The organism is Limnobaculum parvum, assembly GCF_003096015.2.
In the GTDB taxonomy this organism is placed as follows: Bacteria; Pseudomonadota; Gammaproteobacteria; order Enterobacterales; family Enterobacteriaceae; genus Limnobaculum; species Limnobaculum parvum.
The window spans coordinates 3,535,440-3,554,833 of record NZ_CP029185.2 but is presented as its reverse complement, the minus strand read 5'-3'; the positions used below and the strand labels follow the sequence as shown (position 1 = coordinate 3,554,833).

The window sequence follows — 19,394 nt, the reverse complement described above, 5'->3', positions numbered from 1 at the left end:
GGACCATGAAAGAGTGGAATCCATAAAAATCAGAACGGCTCAGCCGCAAGACACTGCCCGCTGCTATCAGATTGAAATAACCGCCTATGAAGGCGATGAAGCCGCTACGGAAGCGAAAATTGTTAAACGCATAGAGACTTATCCTGAAGGATTTCTGGTATTAGAAACGTCAGAAGGCATTACGGGTTTCATTAACTGTGGCTGCGCCTATGACGTAGTGATGTCTGATGAAGCGTTTAAAGAGCTCATTGGTCACGATCCTGATGCGCCGAACGTAGTGATTATGTCGGTGGTGGTTGATCCGGATTTTCAGGGTAAGGGTTATTCCAGCGTTTTAATGAAGGCGTTTATTAAGCATATGCAGGGGATGGGTAAGAAAACTATTCATTTGATGTGCAAGCAGCGCCATATTGGGCTGTATGAAAAGTTTGGCTTTGTTTACGTGAAGCAGTCTGAATCCGATCACGGCGGGATGTCGTGGCATGAGATGGTCATGGATATTTAGGGCGTATTGATGACTGGGATGGCTAAGAAAATGCGGTGATGGCCAAGGATTGCATTCATTTCGCTCTCTTTTTTGGTGTTCGGGAGCGACCAATGGAATACCGATAAGAAAACTCATGGAAAATATTTACCTCAGATTATCTTCCGACATGCGGTACTGCATGACCGATGAGTGCGCTATAATTTATCTCTGACCGAATGGAGAATTGTATATGAGTGATGATATTTTTGATTTCGATATCGATGCTGAATTAGAGAAAGCAGAGAAAAAAGCTGAACAAAAAGTGAATGAACTTCCTGATATTATTCAGGATCAAGATGACTGCGAAGGCTGTAAAATATAGTTTTTAATCATTTATAAAAGCCACTATCGTGTGGCTTTTATATTTTAAACTGATAGTAACGTGAGGTATTAGTAGTTTAATCATTTGTATAATACTTTAGATTTAGCCTGTCTATTTTATGATTCTTTTTATATTAATTAAATTCCTGCCTGATATAAATCCATGTAATATTAAATTGTTATTTATTGGTTAATGAATTGAATATGTATTTGTGTATATATTTAGTGAACAATTCACAGGTCGTTAACCCTTGGTATTACTGGTCTATCCGATTTCCTCTTAGGTCGTTTTAATTTCCCTTTTATATAATGTCTAAGCAAAGATTATTAGTTAAAAATTATATCTGTATCAAAAAAAAGAGGGATTAAACCATATATAGTCGAATAACCATATGGGAGTAGAGCAGGGAAAATTAATAATTAGATTTTGGGATAATTATTAATTTTATAATTTCATATGTTTTGGCAAGGCCACTCATCGATTCGGGTAAGCCTTAAATAATGTGATAAGAATCACTGACAAATTAAAAATAACAAAACAATTAAATTTCAGATAACAGATTTACTTTTTTACGTTTGATTATTAATTGGTCTGTTCGGGGGTATACATGGATTTTGCTATACAACTTATTATTATCTTGATCTGTCTGTTCTATGGCGCACGCAAAGGCGGTATTGCGCTTGGTTTGCTGGGCGGTGTGGGCTTAGTTATTCTGGTGTTCGTGTTCCATCTTCAGCCGGGCAAACCTCCTGTTGATGTCATGCTGGTCATCATTGCGGTGGTGGCCGCATCGGCGACGTTGCAGGCCTCCGGCGGCTTAGACGTAATGCTACAGGTAGCGGAAAAGCTACTGCGTAAAAATCCAAAGTATGTCTCTATTGTGGCACCCTTTGTTACCTGTACGCTGACGATTCTCTGCGGTACGGGTCATGTGGTGTATACCATTCTCCCTATTATCTATGATGTGGCGATTAAAAATAATATCCGCCCTGAGCGCCCAATGGCCGCCAGCTCCATTGGTGCCCAAATGGGTATCATTGCCAGTCCGGTATCCGTCGCGGTTGTTTCTCTGGTAGCGATGTTGGGGAATTTTACTTTTAACGGTAAGCATTTGGAGTTTTTGGATCTGCTGTCCATTACTATTCCATCAACTCTGATTGGTATTCTGGCGATTGGTATTTTCAGTTGGTTCCGCGGTAAAGATCTGGATAAAGATGAAGATTTCCAGAAATTTATCTCGGTTCCGGAAAACAAACATTATGTTTATGGTGATACGGCAACACTGTTAGACAAAAAGTTACCGACCAGTAACTGGGTTGCGATGTGGATTTTCTTGGCTTCTATCGCGGTAGTGGCCCTGCTGGGTGCCTTTTCTAACCTCCGCCCTTCCTTCGAGGGAAAAGCGTTATCGATGGTATTGGTTATTCAGATGTTCATGCTGTTGTCAGGGGCACTGATCATCATTATTACTAAAACCAATCCGGCGATGATTTCTAAGAATGAGGTATTCCGTTCGGGGATGATTGCCATTGTGGCGGTATATGGTATCGCCTGGATGGCAGAAACCATGTTCGGTGCACATATGTCTGAAATCAAATCTGTACTGGGGGACTTAGTGACCAAGTATCCGTGGGCATACGCCCTTGTGTTACTGACAGTATCGAAGTTTGTTAACTCCCAAGCGGCTGCGCTGGCAGCGATTGTTCCGGTGGCGCTAGCCATTGGTGTTGACCCTGCGTACATCGTTGCTTCTGCACCGGCGTGTTATGGTTATTACATTCTGCCCACTTACCCAAGTGACTTGGCTGCTATTCAGTTTGACCGTTCTGGTACTACCCGTATTGGTCGCTTTGTGATTAACCACAGCTTTATCCTACCGGGATTAATCGGTGTGGGTGTTTCCTGCGTATTTGGCTGGATATTTGCCGCAGCGTACGGATTCCTGTGATGTAATTAGCGTGCGCTATATCTGCAATAAAAAGCAGTGGTAAAAGGGTATAGCGCACCGCTTTCAGGAATATTCACTGAATAGTTTATGGCCTTTTCAGTGAAATTCTGTTCATTAAAATCATAATAAAAATAAATAAAACTCTCATAAAATCAGTACAATAAAAGCACTTTAAATTTATGGGCCGAATGGGTTTACAAACAGTTGTATAAAGCGTCCCCTTACTTTATGGTGTCGACGTCGCTCAGGCATCAGTCACAATATAGCGTGTTGATTTTTTCAAAAAACTTATAAAAGGCTGGAAGCACATGTCAACAATTGAATTTAAATATCAGGAGTCATTTCCATTAGGAAAAGACGATACAGAATATTATTTACTGACAAAAGATCACGTTTCGGTTGCAGAGTTTGAAGGAAACGAGGTCCTTAAAGTTGAACCTGAAGCACTGACGCTGCTCGCACAGCATGCATTGCATGACACCTCTTTTCTACTGCGTTCTGCTCATCAGGCTCAAGTAGCTCAAATTCTTGAAGATCCAGAAGCCAGCGAAAACGATAAGTATGTCGCTCTGACATTCTTACGCAATGCTGAAATTGCAGCCAAAGGCATTTTGCCTTTCTGTCAGGACACTGGTACTGCCATCATTATGGGGAAAAAGGGCCAGAACGTCTGGACGGGTTGTAATGATGAAGAAGCATTGTCGCGTGGCGTGTTCAATACTTTCGTAGAAGATAACCTGCGCTATTCTCAAAATGCGCCGCTGAATATGTATGACGAAGTGAATACCGGTTGTAACTTGCCGGCACAAATCGACATTTATAGTACAGAGGGTTCTGAGTATAAATTCCTGTGCATTGTTAAAGGCGGTGGTTCTGCTAACAAAACCATGCTGTATCAGGAAACCAAAGCGCTGCTGACGCCAGAAAAACTGGAAAAATACCTGATCGAGAAAATGAAGAGCCTAGGTACGGCAGCTTGCCCTCCTTATCATGTGGCTTTTGTTATTGGTGGAACATCCGCTGAAACTAACCTGAAAGTCGTGAAGCTGGCTTCTGCTAAATATTATGATGAATTGCCAACCACGGGTAACGAAGGTGGTCAGGCATTCCGCGATTTAGATATGGAAGCAAAACTGCTGAAAGCGGCGCAAAATCTGGGTATTGGCGCGCAGTTTGGCGGTAAATATTTTGCCCATGATATTCGTGTGATCCGTTTGCCTCGTCACGGTGCTTCTTGCCCTATCGGTATGGGGGTGTCTTGCTCCGCGGACCGTAACATTAAGGCAAAAATTAACAAAGAAGGTATTTGGATTGAGAAGCTGGAAGACAATCCGAGTAAATATATTCCACAGTCGTACAGGGAAGCCGGTGAAGGTGAAGCGGTACACATCAATCTTAACCGCCCTATGCCTGAGATCCTTGCTGAACTGTCGAAGTATCCGGTTTCAACCCGAGTTTCTCTGACGGGTACCATCATCGTTGGCCGTGACATCGCTCACGCGCGCTTGCAGGCGCTGCTGGATAAAGGCGAAGACCTGCCGCAATACATTAAAGATCACCCAATCTATTATGCCGGGCCAGCGAAGAAGCCTGAGGGCTATGCTTCCGGTTCACTGGGCCCAACCACAGCAGGTCGTATGGACTCCTATGTGGATGCCTTCCAGTCTCGCGGCGGTAGCCTGATTATGTTGTCTAAGGGGAATCGTAGCCAGCAGGTGACGGATGCCTGTAAGAAACACGGTGGCTTCTATCTGGGTAGTATCGGTGGACCAGCGGCTATTCTGGCGCAGAACAGTATTAAGAGCCTAGAGTGCGTGGCTTATCCTGAACTGGATATGGAAGCTATCTGGAAAATCGAGGTGGAAAATTTCCCTGCATTTATTCTGGTTGATGATAAAGGTAATGATTTCTTCCAGAAATTTAAATAATCGTTAAACCTGCTATTTAACGCGCATCAAGGCCCTGAGTGAATGATACTCAGGGCTTTTTATTTATATAGAATTCATATGGATAAATTGATTGTCACCCTGCGGGAGGGAGCCTCTTTTCTTTCCCAACATTCCCCTGTCATTATTCTGGTTATTTTTTCTTATTAGGCACGATATGTTCGTTTGATTTGTAAACGAAGAGTTATTCTATTTTATCATTAATGTTAATAAAATATGATAAAAATCAAGAAATGCTAAAAATAGAATAAGCGAGGAAGCTAATGTCTGATATCAAACATTCCAATTCCCGGCGTGAATTCTTGCGCAGAGGGTTTGGTGTTATTCCCGTGGTCGCCATCGCCAGTAGTAGTGGATTAGTTCCTAATATGGCGCAGGCGGATTCCCCTCCATCATCCAGCGACTATAAGCCAACATTTTTTAATCAATCAGAATGGGCTTTTGTTCTGGCGGCCTGTGATTTACTGATCCCCGAAGATCAATACGGTGCAGGCGCGATCAAAGCCTGTGTACCGGAGTTTATCGATCGTCAGATGGATACCCCTTATGGACGTGGGGAGCTCTGGTATATGAAAGGGCCTTTCCATCCGGACGCGGCACCCGAATTCGGTTATCAGTTAAAACTGGTCCCTAGAGATATTTATCATTTAGGTATCAGTGGCTGTGATAAATGGTGCCAACAGCAATACAAGAAAACCTTTGCCGCGTTGGATAAAGAAACGAAAGTCTCGGTTCTTAAGCAGTTGGAAGCAGGACAGATCGAACTGGGCGATGTGTCTGCAAAAATATTTTTCTCTTATCTCCTGACCAATACCAAAGAGGGCTATTTTGCCGATCCTCAATATGGCGGAAATCGTCATTTGGTGGGGTGGAAGATGGTTGGTTTCCCTGGTGCCCGGGCCGATTTTATGGATTGGGTGGAGCATTCTGAACGGCCTTATCCACTGGGGCCAGTATCAATATCAGGCGAGCGGGGATAATAAATATGTCGATAAAAAAAGAAGCCGTTGATGTTGTTCTGGTCGGTTTTGGCTGGACAGGTGCCATTATGGGGCAGGAGTTAACCGAAGCTGGCTTAAGCGTTCTGGCACTGGAACGCGGAAAAATGCATGATACGCCAACGGAGGGTAAATACCCCAATGTGGCGGATGAACTGGCTTACTCTGTGCGTGGTAAGCTATTTCAGGATCTATCCAAAGAGACCGTGACCATCCGTCATAGCGTGAGTGAGCAGGCGGTACCCTATCGCCAGCACGGATCATTTTTATTAGGTACCGGTGTGGGTGGTGCTGGTCTTCACTGGAATGGTTTGCACTGGCGCGCTTTACCGGAAGAGCTGAAAATCCGTAGTCACTATGAAGAGCGTTATGGTAAAGATTTTATTCCTGAAGGAATGACGATTCAGGATTTTGGTGTCAGCTATGAAGAGCTTGAACCCTATTTTACTCAGTTTGAATATGTGTGTGGTGTATCCGGGTTGGCCGGTAACGTAAATGGTGAAAAGCTGGAGGGCGGTAACCGGTTTGAAGCATCGCGCAGTAAACCTTATCCTCTGCCGCCGCTAAAAGATGTATATAGCGCTCAACTGTTTGCCAAAGCGGCTAGCGAGTTGGGCTATAAACCATTCCCGATTCCAGCATCTAATGCCTCTGAAGCTTATACCAATCCTTATGGTGTCAGGCTGGGGCCGTGTAATTTTTGTGGATACTGTGAACACTATGCCTGTTATCTCTATTCCAAGGCGTCACCACAAACCACCATTCTTCCTGTGTTGTTAAGAAAACCTAACTTTGAGTTGCGTACTCAGTCACAGGTGATTCGGGTTAATCTCGACGCCACCGGCAAAAAAGCTACGGGTGTAACCTATATCGACCCACAAGGCCGGGAAGTAGAACAACCTGCCAGCATCGTTATTCTGAGCGCTTTCCAGATGCACAATGTACGTTTGTTACTGTTGTCTAAAATTGGTCAACCCTATAACCCAATGACCAACGAAGGGGTGGTGGGTAAAAACTATGCCTATCAGATGCTGAATTCCGTTAGCCTGATGATGCCTAAAGGGACAACGCTAAACCCATTTATCGGCACGGGTGCGGGTGGACAAGCGATTGATGACTTTAACGGTGATAACTTCGACCACGGCCCGTTAGGGTTTGTTGGTGGTGCGAATATCAACCACCACCGTTCCGGTGGACGCCCTATTAAGCAAACAACGGTTCCTGCCGGTACGCCAGCCTGGGGTTCAGAATGGAAAGCTGCTGTTCAAGATAGTTATCAGCGGGCGATGAGCATCAGCTCATCTGGCTCGGTGATGTCGTATCGCGACAGCTATCTGGATCTCGATCCCAACTATACTGATAGCAATGGCTTACCGCTGCTACGTATGACCTTTAACTGGCATGATAATGAGATCAAGATGGCGCAGTTTACCACCAACAAAGCCGGGGAAATTGCCAAAGCAATGAATCCTGAATCTTATAAAGTGAATGCTAAAAAATTTGGGGCTCAGTATGACACCCGGCCTTACCAGACTACCCATAATACTGGGGGAGCTATTATGGGGAGCGATCCTAAAAGCAGCGTGGTAAACCGTTATCTGCAAAGCTGGGACGTGCCTAACGTCTTTGTTATGGGGGCTTGCGTATTTCCACAAAACTTTGGTTATAACCCAACCGGGTTGGTGGGGGCATTGGCGTACTGGTCAGCGAAGGCAATTCGTGAGCAATATCTGAAGAACCCTGGCCCACTAGTGCAGGCATAACAGGAGACGGACAAATGAAAAAACTGCTTCTTGCCGCCAGTTTAACCATGGGCTTAGTCACCTCGGCCTGGGCTGCGGAAAATATTGATTACACTGATGCCAAACTGATTAAGCAGGGTGAATACCTTGCCCGAGCCGGTGACTGTGTGGCATGCCATACTGCATCCGGTGGTCAGCCGTTTGCCGGAGGATTGCCCATTGAATCTCCGATTGGAACTATTTTTTCCACCAATATAACGCCGGATAAACAGACCGGTATCGGTGAGTACAGCTTTACCGATTTTGATAATGCGGTACGCCACGGTATTGGTAAGGAGCATACGCTGTATCCGGCCATGCCTTATCCTTCTTATGCTCGCATAAAGGATGAGGATATGCAGGCGCTGTATGCTTACTTTATGCATGGCGTACAGCCGGTTAATCAGGCAAACAAAGATACCGATATCACTTGGCCGCTCTCTATGCGTTGGCCTCTTTCTGTCTGGCGCTGGACATTTGCACCAGAAGTTAAACCGTTTACAGCGGCAGGACATCAGGACCCTGTCGTTGCGCGTGGTGCTTATCTGGTTGAGGGATTAGGGCACTGTGGCGCATGCCATAGCCCTCGCGGTGTTGGTATGCAGGAGAAAGCGTTAACCAGTGAAGAGGGCGATCTCTATTTGTCCGGCGGTGAGCCGATGGATGGCTGGGTTCCTAAAAATCTGCGGGGCGATAAGCGAGATGGTTTAGGCAGTTGGACCGAAGAACAACTGGTTCAATTCCTTAGTACTGGACGTACCGCCCATACCGCTGTCTTTGGTGGAATGAGTGATGTGGTTGTTCAAAGTATGCAGTATATGACCAACGAAGATTTAACCGCCATTGCCCGTTATCTGAAAACCTTGCCGCCGAAATCTGCCAACCAGCAGCCATTTAACTACGATGAAACGGTATCTAAAGCACTATTCAACGGCGATGATAGTATGGTTGGTGGCAGCGTTTATGTTGATAACTGCGCCGCTTGCCACCGAACGGATGGTAAAGGTTATGCCGAAGTATTCCCGGCGCTGGCCGGTAATTCAGTACTGGCCAGCGCCGATGCGACTTCGCTGATTCATATTGTTCTGAAAGGTGGTGTTGTACCAGCGACAATAAAAGCGCCAACGTCCTATGATATGCCCGCCTTTGATGTTCGACTGACGGATAAGCAAGTCGCTGATGTGGTCAATTTTATTCGCAATAGCTGGGGCAATAAGGCATCCGTCGTGACTGAAAGTGATGTAGCGAAGGTACGAGAAGAGGTTAAAGCTGAAAAGTATGGCGCAGTAGCCAAGCCCGAAAATAGTCAGAAATAATCTGAGATAGCCGGGCATTTACTATCTGTTCGCATTTAACGAAAATAGTCCCCCCGAAGGTTGTTTCGGGAGGACTATTCAGATATTCGATAGCGATATACAGGTTACTGCAACTGCAAAACCAGCATTGGCCAACGGAGTTCAAACTCTTCCGTTGGGCGATAGCGAAACTCTGAGCGAACAAAACGTGACATCATTCCTTCACAGAAGGCGAGTAACTGGCTGGCAATCAGACCTTCATCATAACTAAACGACTGTCCTTCGCGCAGCTTCCTCTCCCGTAAAACCTGACGTAGCTGAGTCTCTATTCTTTCGAATAGTTGATTAACCCGACCCTGAAGCCTGTCTTGCTCAAACATTAACGCATGCCCGGTCATAATTCGGGTTAACCCCGGATTTTTTTCTGCAAAACCAAGCACTAATAATATGATTAAGCGGATACGATTATAGGTATCCTTCTCATCCTGCAATATTAGGTTAATACGGCTATTAAGGCTATTTTCGATAAACTCAATCAGGCTATCAAACATGCGCATTTTGCTGGGAAAATGGCGGTACAAAGCCGCCTCTGAAACACCAACAGTGGCAGCAAGTTTTGCCGTAGTAATTCGCTGACTACCGTCACTTGACTCGAGCATTTGAGCCAGTGCTTGCAGTATGTCTTCCTTGCGATTTTTCTTTGTTACTTTTTCGACCATGTCCAGTGACATCCTAATGAGAAATGGGATTTGGCCCACTTCCAAACAACTAATGATAGTGCTGAGTTACACTATTTTATTATGGCATTCAGAACGGAAATCATTACTGGCGACCGGAGTGGCCAAAACCACCTTCACCGCGTTCACTGCTTTCAAAGTCTTCAACAATATTGAATTCGGCCTGTACCACGGGTACGAAAATCATTTGGGCAATACGCTCACCCGGTTCGACGACAAATGGGATTTGACCACGATTCCATACGGAAACCATCAGCTGCCCCTGATAATCGGAGTCGATTAAGCCAACCAGATTGCCTAATACCACGCCATGTTTATGACCAAGACCTGAACGAGGCAAGATCACTGCAGCAAGCGAAGGATCGGCAATATGAATCGCCAGGCCGGTTGGCAATAGCTGGGTTTCTCCCGGATTTAATGTCACTGCGGCGTCCAGACAGGCGCGCAGGTCTAACCCGGCAGAGCCAACGGTCGCGTAGGTTGGCAGTGGAAAGGTATTGCCAATACGGGGATCCAGAATTTTTACGTCAATTTTTTTCATCATAACGTTTGACTATCTCGTCCATCAGTTTTTGACCAAGCGAAGATTTGTCACTCAGGGGCAGACTCATCTCGCCATTTGACCAGTACAGGTGTAATGCATTGGTATCGCTGTTAAAACCTTGACCAGACAGCGATACATTATTCGCGCAAATAAGATCAAGATTCTTGCGGGCCAGTTTGAGCCGCGCATATTCTTCCACATTCTGGGTTTCAGCCGCAAATCCTACAACAAAAGGGCGGTTAGCGGTCATCGCCGCCACCTCGGAAACAATGTCGGGGTTTTTTACCATTTTTAGTACTAAATCGTCGCCCTGTTTTTTAATTTTCTCATCGGCGATATGTTCTGCACGGTAGTCAGCAACGGCAGCACAGGCAATAAAAATGTTTTGTGACCCCGCCAACTGCATAACGGCCTCTCGCATTTCCAGCGCACTGGTGACATTAATGCGGTTAACGTTCACAGGAGTGGGTAACTGGACTGGACCGCTGACCAGCGTGACGGAAGCGCCCCGCTCTGCAGCCGCTCGTGCGATAGCATAGCCCATTTTTCCTGAACTATGGTTGCTGATAAAGCGAACCGGGTCCAGCGCTTCTCGGGTCGGGCCTGCCGTAAGCATGATGTTGACGCCAGCAAGATCCTGAACGGGATTAAAAAAATCGACGCAATGTTTAACAATGCTAAGTGGGTCGAGCATTCTTCCCGGGCCTACATCACCACAGGCTTGTGAACCACTGTCTGGCCCCCATAAAAGGAGATTGCGAGAGGTTAAAATCTGTAAATTATGTTGAGTTGCCTGGGCTCGATACATTTGCTGATTCATGGCAGGAGCAGCAGCAATAGGCGCAGGGGTTGCTAGGCAGATAGTTGTTAGTAGGTCATTTGCCATACCCGCAGCAATGCGGGCCAGTATATCTGCAGTAGCCGGAGCAATAACAACGAGGTCAGCCCATTTACCGAGCTCTATATGGCCCATAGAGGCTTCTGCGGCGGGATCGAGCAAATCATCAGAAACGGGATAGCCGGAAACTGCCTGCAATGTGAGTGGGGTAATGAAAGCTTTTGCAGCTTCCGTCATGACAACACGCACCTCCGCCCCCTGATCTTTCAGGCGACGTACAATCTCAGGGCATTTATAAGCCGCAATGCCGCCGCTAATGCCCAGTACAATTTGTTTACCACTCAACATTGCCATGATGACTGCCCTATAGATTGTCAGGGTGATTGCCCCTGATGATTAAAAGCGTGTTGCGAATTTTATCATAACCCCGTCAAAGGAGAGCTATCTGTCTGGTGCAACTTTGCACCGTTACCGTGGCAGATTACAAGTAGCATGTTGCTGCGGTATGAATATCTTTATATATCAATGCTGACGAGATGAGCATAAAACGAACATATTTTACTGATTATATATACAGTAATTGTAAGATGCTATAACAAAAAATCATAACCGGTTTGGCGGCCCAGAGTCTTGTTTATCACCTTTTGAATGCCGTATTGGTTAATGATTTGTGTGATATCTCCAGAATAAATGGTAACAGAATGATCCCTCTCTATTTCCTTTTTGGAGATTTCTTCCAGAAATCATTTTTCAGGTTCGCATCTCTTTTTCTCCACCACCAGAATGTTTATAGCAGGAGGATAAGATGACAAATACAACAATGAATGTATGGAGCGCTCAAGGTGCGCCCAGAGAGAAACTACTACAAAATGGTGCAGCATCACTCTCTGATGATGAGCTACTGGCTATTTTTTTACGCACAGGTGTATCTGGGGTTCATGTATTAGATTTTGCGAGGCAATTATTAAAAGAATTTGGTTCTTTATATGGATTAATATCAGCAGATTATGTTCGATTTTGCGATGTACGGGGATTGGGGCTGGCCAAGTATTCTCAGTTGCAAGCATCGGTTGAGCTCTCTCGACGTTTTTTAGGTCATCAACTGGCTAAGGAATGTTCAATTAATAATCCACAGATTACCCGGCGTTATTTACAAAGTTTACTGACTCAGCGAGATCGTGAAATTTTTATTGTGATGTTTTTGAATAATCAGAATAGGGTGCTTTACCATAAGGAGATGTTCACTGGCACGCTAAACAGCGTTGAGGTACACCCTAGAGAGATTGTGCGTGAGGCATTAAAATCAAATGCAGCGGCTGTCATATTAGCGCATAATCATCCTTCTGGAATGGCAGAACCCAGTGAGGCGGATCGTTACGTTACTGAAAAAGTGCGGGAAGCCTGTTCGTTACTGGATATTCAAGTGCTTGATCACATTGTCATCGGGCGTGGAGAGTACGTTTCATTCGCTGAAAGAGGATGGATTTAAGGTATTTTTTGCGATCTTATGGGATCTTTGTCCGTTCAGCACTTGAGCCCTGCCGACTAAGGGCGTATACTACGCCACCTTTGAGGATCACGGATGTGGTATGCGAGCCTATCTCAGCAGGTTCCGACCTGATTTATCGTCTCATCTTGGCTGAATCTGCTGAGATTGGCTCTGAAGCCTGACGAGGCAGCCAACATCCTAACGAAGCTCGAGCTGATTTGATTTTTGGAGAATTTTGACATGTCACGAGTCTGCCAAGTTACCGGCAAGCGCCCAATGAGCGGTAACAACCGTTCTCACGCACTGAATGCGACCAAGCGTCGTTTTCTGCCTAACCTGCACTCACATCGTTTTTGGATTGAGAGTGAAAAGCGCTTTGTAACTTTGCGTGTATCTGCTAAAGGTATGCGTGTAATTGATAAGAAGGGTATCGATGCGGTGTTAGCCGATCTTCGTGCCCGCGGTGAGAAGTTTTAAGGAACTGAACCATGGCTAAAGGTATTCGCGAGAAGATCAAGCTGGTTTCTTCAGCTGGTACAGGTCACTACTATACCACCACGAAGAACAAGCGTACTAAGCCGGAAAAATTGGAATTGAAGAAATTCGATCCAGTTGTCCGTCAACACGTTCTGTACAAAGAAGCTAAAATTAAATAATTTTATTTTCGTTGTACAACGTATATCAAAACCCGACTTCGGTCGGGTTTTTTATTGCCTGAAGATCATCAGTAGATGATATCTCGGGGTTACTTTATGCTATACCCGCTTATGTGTATGATCGATGCTTTGTAGCATAAAAGTAAAAACGGGAAGGTAGCCAGTGCCAGAATTACCGGAAATAGAAACCAGCCGTCGTGGAATTGAGCCCTATATGGTTGGGCATCATATTGTCAAAGCCGTTGTTCGCCAGCCCAAACTGCGCTGGCCCGTTTCCGGACAAATTATAGCGTTAGAAAATGCGCCTGTTATCAGTGTTCAACGACGAGCCAAATACTTACTGATTGAACTCCCTGACGGCTGGATTATCGGACACTTAGGCATGTCGGGTAGCGTCAGAATTCTGCCGGAATTTATTGAGCCGGGTAAACACGACCATGTGGATTTTATTTTATCTACGGGGCAAGTACTGCGTTATACCGATCCAAGGCGCTTTGGTGCCTGGCTCTGGGAGGAAGATCTGGAAACCAGTCATGTACTTAAGCATCTGGGGCCAGAGCCGTTGGGTGATGAGTTTAGTGGAGAATATCTATTTATTCGCTCGCGAGCCAAAAAGACGTTGATCAAGCCGTGGCTAATGGATAATAAGCTGGTGGTTGGTGTTGGCAATATCTACGCCAGTGAATCACTGTTTGAGGCAAAGATATTACCTCAACGTCCGGCAGGTTCATTAACGGAATCTGAGGCGCAACGGTTGGTTTTAACAATCAAGAAAGTTTTGCAGCGTTCTATTGAGCAAGGGGGTACAACCCTAAAGGATTTTCTACAGGCTGATGGTAAACCCGGCTATTTTGCCCAAGAACTGCAGGTTTATGGCCGGAGCGGAGAACCCTGTAAAATTTGCGGTACGCTGATTGAAAGTGAAAAACATGGGCAGCGAACAACCTTTTTCTGTCGCCACTGCCAGAGTTAATCAACCCAGCTTTTTCAGCAGCGCCTCTGCAACGACGGGAGGCAAAAATGAGCTCACATCGCCACCGTGACGGGCGACTTCTTTTACCAGAGAAGATGAAACGAATGACCATTTTTCTGACGGCATCAGAAAAATGCTTTCTAAATCAGCCATAAGGTGGCGGTTCATACTGGCAAGTTGAAGTTCATACTCGAAATCAGATATGGCGCGTAATCCACGGATCAATACATTAGCTTTTTGCTTTTGGGCAAAATGGGCCATTAATTCGCCAAATCCAATTACTTCAACGCTGGGAAGATGAGCCGTGACGGCTTTGGCTAGTTCAACTCGCTCTTCCAGAGAGAAAAGCGTGTTTTTACCGGGGCTGCGGGCAATCGCTAGTACCAAATGGTCAAACATATTTACGCTGCGGGTGATGATATCCAAATGACCATTGGTCATGGGATCAAACGTCCCCGGATAGATTGCTTTAGTGAATTCAGCTCTGCGTAATGTCATCGGCTGACGTTCTCCTGTTGGTGGATTGCCCAGAGTGCCGCATATTTATTAAATGTATATTGAGTATTGATACAAGCAAGAAGAAAACCGTGTTTTCCATCCATAAAGCCACGCCGCAACAACCATGTTTTAAAAAATGCGCCAGAAGCATGAGTGACCGCAGAGAACATTGATGCTCTTTTTCCACGCTGATAGCTTTGTTTGGCCCAGCCTTCCGCATAGTTGAACTGCTTTCGCTGAAAGACAAAATAATCCCGGCAGGTTAAGTGCAATAGATCGCCATTCAGATGAGTGACCTGTGCATCACCATAGTCTACGGATTCGTGAACCAGATTATCGTTATAGCGATAAAGGCTATTTTGATAAAGCCGAATAACTCGATCGGGATACCAACCGCAGTGGCGCATAAATCGGCCTAGAAAGTAATTACGGCGGGCACAGCTATATACTTTTTCAGGATGTGATTCACCATGAATAATTTGCTCGATAGATTTCCGCAGCTCAGGTGTTATTCGTTCATCGGCATCAATCATAAAAATATAATCGCCGCTGGCATGACTTTGAGCTATCTGACGCTGTTTACCGTAGCCCTGCCATTCTAAGTGAGAGAATACTTTGGCATCATGTTGTTGGGCGATCTGCAGGGTGCTGTCTGTACTTCCGCTATCCAGCAAAATAATTTCATCGGCCCATCGGGCAGACTGCAGGCAATCCGCTAATAGTTCGGCTTCGTTTTTTGCAATGATCACCACGGAAAGGCGTTTTTTATTCACGAGTTAATGGCTCCGAGCTGGTAAGTAGGGCTCTAAAAGCGTTAGGAGTTTTTCCAGCGCCCCCTGATTTTGCAACAACACATTAACGGCTCTTTGTCCGCGATAGCTGCGGTACTCTTCATTTGTTAGTAGAGGCTCAATCGCGTCCACTAACGAGCCTGCATCTTTTATGGTTATCAGACCTTCTGCCTGTTCCAGCTTGTTACAGATATCTTTAAAGTTGAAAATGTGAGGTCCCATTAATACGGGAATGGCATGGGCAGCCGGCTCCAGAGGATTATGACCACCGCGTTCCACTAGGCTACCGCCAACAAAAGCCAGGTCGGCAATACCATAGAGCAACATGAGTTCTCCCATGCTATCGCCTATCACGACCTGAGTATCTGCTGTTGGCACATCACCACTGCTACGGGTAATAAATTTCATTCCGGCCTGAGAGGTTAGTTGCTTAGCCACCGAGAAACGCTCCGGATGGCGTGGAACCAGAATCAGTAACAGGTTAGGGAAGCGCTTGAGAAGGTTGGCATGCGCCTCCAGCAAAATACTTTCTTCACCATCATGAGTACTGGCAGCGATCCAGACTGGACGATGGGGAGCCCACTGACGTCTTAAACTCAATGCTCTGGCGGAAAGTTCTGGCGTAACGGAAATATCAAATTTAAGGCTACCGGTTACCACTAAATGAGAGCGTTTTAGCCCCAATTGAATGAATCTTTCACCATCTTCCTGATTTTGTGCGGCAATCAGCGTGATCTTTTGTAGCATGGTTCGTATCGTATTACTTAGCTTGCTGTAGCCATTGGCAGATCGTTCTGACAGACGAGCATTGGCGATAACCAAGGGAACATGACGTTTATTCAACTGATGGATTAAATTTGGCCAAAGTTCGGTTTCCATAATGATAACTAACTTGGGCCTGACCTGATTTAGGAAACGGTTCACTGAACAAGGTAAATCATAAGGCAGATAAACGTGGTGAACATCATCGCCAAACGCGGATAATACACGCTCTGAACCGGTTGGTGTCATAGTGGTTACGGTTATGGGCAATGTTGGATAACGGTAACGTAAGGCCCTGACCAAAGGAATTGCCGTTAATGTTTCACCCACGGAAACAGAATGTAGCATGATGCCATCAGGTTTGACTTTGCCTTTGCAAAATCCATATCGTTCCGCCCAACGTTTTCGGTAGGCGGGCGCTTTACGGCCACGCAGAAACAGGCGAAGCCATATCAGAGGTTGTAGTAAGTACAGCAGAAATGAGTAAATCAACCGCAACATAATATATCCACAATTACCGGATGCCCGCTGGCATCCGGTAATATCTTAAACTAATTAATTGTTCGCTAGAGCGAGGTACTTTGAACTGGTTGGAATAATACCATAGTCCAGAAGCGGTTTTTCTTCTATTGTTGGAGGCTGATTAGTAACCGAAATGATCTTTTTCGCTAAATCGTCCTCATCTAATTCAGAGAGGCCAACGGCTAAATTACCCGTGAGTATACTTGCAGGCCCCCCCGGACAGTTAGTACTGGCCACCGATGTGCCACAAATTAATGCCTCAACCAATACATTACCAAAGCCTTCGCTGTCTGAACTTAGTATCAGTGTTTTAGCGTGTTTGATGTAAGGATAAGGATTAGAACAGAAGCCCATGAATTTCACTCTATTCTCAATATTGAGTGTTTTCGCCAGCGCCTTCAGTTTGTCAGTATATTCATTGCTACCCTTACCAATTAATACTAACGGGTAAGGAAGTTGCGTTTTTGCATAGGCCTTCAGTAGCCGGTCATGGCGTTTATTAGGATGTAAACGACCAACGTGAATTAAATAATCGGTTCCGGCCAGCTCGCAAGGCTCTGAAGCAAGAGCGTGAATAGCATCAATATCAAACGGGTTGGCAATATGCGCCGTTTTTCCCGGAGCGATCTCAAATTGTTGAATGAGATCATCAAGCGCAGCCTGAGAAACACCAACAATATTTTTATGTTGGTAAACACGGCTGATTTTCTGTTTTTTCAGCCAGCGGCTGAAACCCTGTTTGTTCCCCAGATAGGAAGCAGAAAATACACCATGAATACAGAACCAGACTTTTGACCAGTTAAGACTTCGGCATTGGCGGACAATACGATCCGTTTTATGCAAATTAGAAAACACCAGATCAAACTGTCCATCGCGGTTTTGGCGATTGATGATTTCCCGATCGAGCTGTTTGGCGCGACGTTTAATTTCGGTCAGTTTTCGCCAGAAAACACGAGAATCATCAGATAGCACCGTATATTCAATCCCTGCCGGGATGGTGTAATCACAGACATCACGCAGAGAGATTAACGAAACCTGATGCCCTAAGTTTTTTATTCCTTCGGCCAGCGTCAGTACTACTTTTTCGGCTCCGCCACCGGGAAGTCCGTCAATAATAAATAGAATTCTCATTTAGTTGCTCATCAGGCGTTGATACAGGCTAACTAATTGCTGTGAAAGTAGGCTGGCATTTTGATGCAGTACTCTTTCTCTGGCAGCATGCCCCATTGAAGAGCCTAATGCATGCGGCGGCAGTTCGTTAATAGCTGTTGTTAAGGCATTAATATCCAACGCATCACAGACAAAACCATGGGTTCCTGACTCAATAAATTCTGCGCCACCGCAGGTAGTACTGGTGATAACCGGTAGTCCACAAGCCATGGCCTCTAAAATGACGTTAGGAAATGGATCGTATAATGACGGTAGCAATAAGCCATCAGCTATCTGGTAATAAGGCAATACGTTATTTTGTACACCAACAAAATGTACACGATTTTGACAGCCTAAACTGGCTGCCAAATGTTTGTAGCGTTTTTCTTCTTTGTCTTTGCCCACAACCATCAAATGACGCTGAGTGGGTGCCATTGCCCTGATAGCTGCTTCTAATCCTTTGCGCTCAAAGCCAGAGCCCACGTAAATCAGGCAAGATACGTGGGGGTCGATATTCAACTGTGTGCGGATCTGATGCTTTTGTTGTTCATTCACAGGAGTAAAACGCTGGCTATCAATAGCGTTATAGATAACGTTAATTTTCGCTTCAGGTACGCCAAAGTCTTCCATGATCTCTTGCTTAATCATGTTTGCGTTACAAATCACGGCACGTAGTTCTGGGGCAGAGTACATTTCTTTCTCTGCGTTCATAACGTAGCGATGATAGCGGTCGTTAAACAGGAATTTTTGACGCCAGGCTGGCAGTATTCTGGCTCGTTGCTGTAGCCAACGCTGATGAACACCATCACCAGCGCGGTAAATATCACAGCCTGGGATGCGTTCGTGGCTTTGGACCAAATCGAAATGTTCACGCTGCCAAATTTGTCGTGCTGCTTGGGCAAAGCCTCTTTCTCTGCTGATCCTTCCCCATTTGGTTGGGTTACAGTGAAAAATATGCCAGTCAGGATTCTGCTCACCTTGCCATTCCCGCGTGATGACATTTAGTGAAAGGTTATGATCTTTTAACGCTTCCAGTGCTCGGGAAATAAAGCGTTCAGCGCCGCCATCCGGACGATATTTTTGCCGGACAATAGCAAGACGGATTGGATTCATACCGGTATTCCTTGCGAAAAAGGGCTATTTTTGAGTTAACAATCTCTGATTATAGGGAGAATGTCTTTTATCATTATTTAAACAAAATGCTTGTTGGTAGCCGATCTTTTTGAAAATGGCATTATCAATAGCACTCTTTTCAGAAAGACTAACGATAGTAATGTTTTTTTCGTTGAAAAGGTGGGCTGCCAGTTCAAATGAGGGAATAGTGTCCGCACAGCTATTTCATGATTTGTTGTTGCTATATTTACATTTAACTTTAATGCAATTTGATTTGCAGATACTCTTTTCACCTACCTATTATGCTTGAATTAGTCTCGTGAAAAAAGTTTCCTGAATAGTTTAAATGTATTGATGCATCATCTCTGCAACATAATACTTTTTTCCGGTGGTAAGAGAATTAATGCAGAGGTGTTTAACATCACGTTGCCCTAGCTAGTAGTAGCACTTTTATTGCTATTTACATGAGATTTTTAGTGCCAACGATATGACTAAGGTAAACAGCT

At 45.2% G+C, this 19,394-nt stretch carries 19 protein-coding genes; 11 read left to right on the top strand and 8 right to left on the bottom strand.

The window, feature by feature from the left end:
* The first annotated feature begins 13 nt into the window (after positions 1 to 13).
* The 7 genes from HYN51_RS15015 to HYN51_RS14990 all read left to right on the top strand — a co-directional run bounded on the left by HYN51_RS15015 (position 14) and on the right by HYN51_RS14990 (position 8,837).
* Complete coding sequence (locus HYN51_RS15015; protein WP_108900759.1) at positions 14 to 505, top strand: GNAT family N-acetyltransferase; 492 nt, start codon at positions 14 to 16, stop codon at positions 503 to 505.
* Positions 506 to 716: 211 nt separating this feature from the next.
* Positions 717 to 848, top strand: a complete 132-nt coding sequence (locus HYN51_RS16725; protein ID WP_268993524.1) for a hypothetical protein — start codon at positions 717 to 719, stop codon at positions 846 to 848.
* Positions 849 to 1,455: 607 nt separating this feature from the next.
* A complete protein-coding gene (locus tag HYN51_RS15010) occupies positions 1,456 to 2,796 on the top strand; it encodes an anaerobic C4-dicarboxylate transporter (protein ID WP_108900758.1) in 1,341 nt (446 codons plus the stop codon).
* Positions 2,797 to 3,104: 308 nt separating this feature from the next.
* Entirely contained in the window at positions 3,105 to 4,724 is a 1,620-nt protein-coding gene (locus HYN51_RS15005; protein WP_108900757.1) for a fumarate hydratase, read from the top strand.
* Between the two features lie 281 nt (positions 4,725 to 5,005).
* Positions 5,006 to 5,722, top strand: coding sequence for a gluconate 2-dehydrogenase subunit 3 family protein (locus tag HYN51_RS15000; protein ID WP_108900756.1), 717 nt, complete (start codon positions 5,006 to 5,008; stop codon positions 5,720 to 5,722).
* Between the two features lie 5 nt (positions 5,723 to 5,727).
* Positions 5,728 to 7,503 (top strand): GMC family oxidoreductase, encoded by a 1,776-nt coding sequence (locus tag HYN51_RS14995; protein ID WP_108900755.1) that lies wholly within the window; start codon positions 5,728 to 5,730, stop codon positions 7,501 to 7,503.
* 14 nt (positions 7,504 to 7,517) lie between these two features.
* Positions 7,518 to 8,837, top strand: coding sequence for a cytochrome c (locus HYN51_RS14990; protein ID WP_108900754.1), 1,320 nt, complete (start codon positions 7,518 to 7,520; stop codon positions 8,835 to 8,837).
* 104 nt (positions 8,838 to 8,941) lie between these two features.
* On the opposite strand, the gene slmA is transcribed toward HYN51_RS14990, so the two are convergent.
* The 3 genes from slmA to coaBC form a co-directional block, all read right to left on the bottom strand.
* Positions 8,942 to 9,535: a nucleoid occlusion factor SlmA gene (gene slmA / locus HYN51_RS14985; RefSeq protein WP_108900753.1), complete on the bottom strand. Its 594-nt coding sequence runs from the start codon at positions 9,533 to 9,535 to the stop codon at positions 8,942 to 8,944.
* A gap of 103 nt (positions 9,536 to 9,638) precedes the next feature.
* A complete protein-coding gene (gene dut, locus HYN51_RS14980; RefSeq protein WP_192878415.1) occupies positions 9,639 to 10,097 on the bottom strand; it encodes a dUTP diphosphatase in 459 nt (152 codons plus the stop codon).
* The gene (coaBC, locus tag HYN51_RS14975) at positions 10,081 to 11,289 is read right to left on the bottom strand and encodes a bifunctional phosphopantothenoylcysteine decarboxylase/phosphopantothenate--cysteine ligase CoaBC (protein ID WP_108900752.1); all 1,209 of its coding nucleotides are present in this window, start codon (positions 11,287 to 11,289) and stop codon (positions 10,081 to 10,083) included. The genes dut and coaBC overlap by 17 nt, the downstream gene beginning before the upstream one ends.
* 466 nt (positions 11,290 to 11,755) lie before the next feature.
* Here coaBC and radC point away from each other — a divergent pair, with 466 nt between their 5' ends.
* The 4 genes from radC (at position 11,756) to mutM (ending at position 14,053) form a co-directional block, all read left to right on the top strand.
* Positions 11,756 to 12,424 (top strand): RadC family protein, encoded by a 669-nt coding sequence (radC, locus tag HYN51_RS14970; protein ID WP_108902086.1) that lies wholly within the window; start codon positions 11,756 to 11,758, stop codon positions 12,422 to 12,424.
* Positions 12,425 to 12,664: 240 nt separating this feature from the next.
* A complete protein-coding gene (rpmB, locus tag HYN51_RS14965; RefSeq protein ID WP_108900751.1) occupies positions 12,665 to 12,901 on the top strand; it encodes a 50S ribosomal protein L28 in 237 nt (78 codons plus the stop codon).
* Positions 12,902 to 12,912: 11 nt separating this feature from the next.
* Positions 12,913 to 13,080, top strand: coding sequence for a 50S ribosomal protein L33 (gene rpmG, locus HYN51_RS14960; RefSeq protein WP_029093261.1), 168 nt, complete (start codon positions 12,913 to 12,915; stop codon positions 13,078 to 13,080).
* A gap of 163 nt (positions 13,081 to 13,243) precedes the next feature.
* Positions 13,244 to 14,053, top strand: coding sequence for a bifunctional DNA-formamidopyrimidine glycosylase/DNA-(apurinic or apyrimidinic site) lyase (gene mutM, locus HYN51_RS14955; RefSeq protein WP_108900750.1), 810 nt, complete (start codon positions 13,244 to 13,246; stop codon positions 14,051 to 14,053).
* Here the strand turns inward: mutM and coaD are convergent, their stop codons facing one another.
* Genes coaD through HYN51_RS14930 form a run of 5 tightly spaced genes read right to left on the bottom strand, consistent with a single transcriptional unit; the run spans position 14,054 to position 18,888 of the window.
* A complete protein-coding gene (gene coaD, locus HYN51_RS14950) occupies positions 14,054 to 14,551 on the bottom strand; it encodes a pantetheine-phosphate adenylyltransferase (RefSeq protein WP_108900749.1) in 498 nt (165 codons plus the stop codon).
* Positions 14,548 to 15,324: a glycosyltransferase family 2 protein gene (locus tag HYN51_RS14945; RefSeq protein WP_108900748.1), complete on the bottom strand. Its 777-nt coding sequence runs from the start codon at positions 15,322 to 15,324 to the stop codon at positions 14,548 to 14,550. Before HYN51_RS14945 ends, coaD begins: the two co-directional genes overlap by 4 nt.
* A gap of 3 nt (positions 15,325 to 15,327) precedes the next feature.
* Positions 15,328 to 16,605, bottom strand: coding sequence for a lipid IV(A) 3-deoxy-D-manno-octulosonic acid transferase (gene waaA, locus HYN51_RS14940; RefSeq protein ID WP_108900747.1), 1,278 nt, complete (start codon positions 16,603 to 16,605; stop codon positions 15,328 to 15,330).
* A gap of 54 nt (positions 16,606 to 16,659) precedes the next feature.
* A complete protein-coding gene (locus HYN51_RS14935; protein WP_108900746.1) occupies positions 16,660 to 17,757 on the bottom strand; it encodes a glycosyltransferase in 1,098 nt (365 codons plus the stop codon).
* Complete coding sequence (locus tag HYN51_RS14930) at positions 17,758 to 18,888, bottom strand: glycosyltransferase family 4 protein (RefSeq protein ID WP_108900745.1); 1,131 nt, start codon at positions 18,886 to 18,888, stop codon at positions 17,758 to 17,760. It abuts the gene before it with no gap.
* Positions 18,889 to 19,394: the final 506 nt, after the last annotated feature.

Coding starts and splice junctions, on each gene's coding strand:
- HYN51_RS16725 (WP_268993524.1), top strand. CDS start 717: ATGAGTGATGATATTTTTGATTTCGATATCGATGCTGAATTAGAGAAA.
- HYN51_RS15010 (WP_108900758.1), top strand. CDS start 1,456: ATGGATTTTGCTATACAACTTATTATTATCTTGATCTGTCTGTTCTAT.
- HYN51_RS15005 (WP_108900757.1), top strand. CDS start 3,105: ATGTCAACAATTGAATTTAAATATCAGGAGTCATTTCCATTAGGAAAA.
- HYN51_RS15000 (WP_108900756.1), top strand. CDS start 5,006: ATGTCTGATATCAAACATTCCAATTCCCGGCGTGAATTCTTGCGCAGA.
- HYN51_RS14995 (WP_108900755.1), top strand. CDS start 5,728: ATGTCGATAAAAAAAGAAGCCGTTGATGTTGTTCTGGTCGGTTTTGGC.
- HYN51_RS14990 (WP_108900754.1), top strand. CDS start 7,518: ATGAAAAAACTGCTTCTTGCCGCCAGTTTAACCATGGGCTTAGTCACC.
- slmA (WP_108900753.1), bottom strand. CDS start 9,535: ATGGTCGAAAAAGTAACAAAGAAAAATCGCAAGGAAGACATACTGCAA.
- dut (WP_192878415.1), bottom strand. CDS start 10,097: ATGATGAAAAAAATTGACGTAAAAATTCTGGATCCCCGTATTGGCAAT.
- coaBC (WP_108900752.1), bottom strand. CDS start 11,289: ATGGCAATGTTGAGTGGTAAACAAATTGTACTGGGCATTAGCGGCGGC.
- radC (WP_108902086.1), top strand. CDS start 11,756: ATGAATGTATGGAGCGCTCAAGGTGCGCCCAGAGAGAAACTACTACAA.
- rpmB (WP_108900751.1), top strand. CDS start 12,665: ATGTCACGAGTCTGCCAAGTTACCGGCAAGCGCCCAATGAGCGGTAAC.
- rpmG (WP_029093261.1), top strand. CDS start 12,913: ATGGCTAAAGGTATTCGCGAGAAGATCAAGCTGGTTTCTTCAGCTGGT.
- coaD (WP_108900749.1), bottom strand. CDS start 14,551: ATGACATTACGCAGAGCTGAATTCACTAAAGCAATCTATCCGGGGACG.
- waaA (WP_108900747.1), bottom strand. CDS start 16,605: ATGTTGCGGTTGATTTACTCATTTCTGCTGTACTTACTACAACCTCTG.
- HYN51_RS14935 (WP_108900746.1), bottom strand. CDS start 17,757: ATGAGAATTCTATTTATTATTGACGGACTTCCCGGTGGCGGAGCCGAA.
- HYN51_RS14930 (WP_108900745.1), bottom strand. CDS start 18,888: ATGAATCCAATCCGTCTTGCTATTGTCCGGCAAAAATATCGTCCGGAT.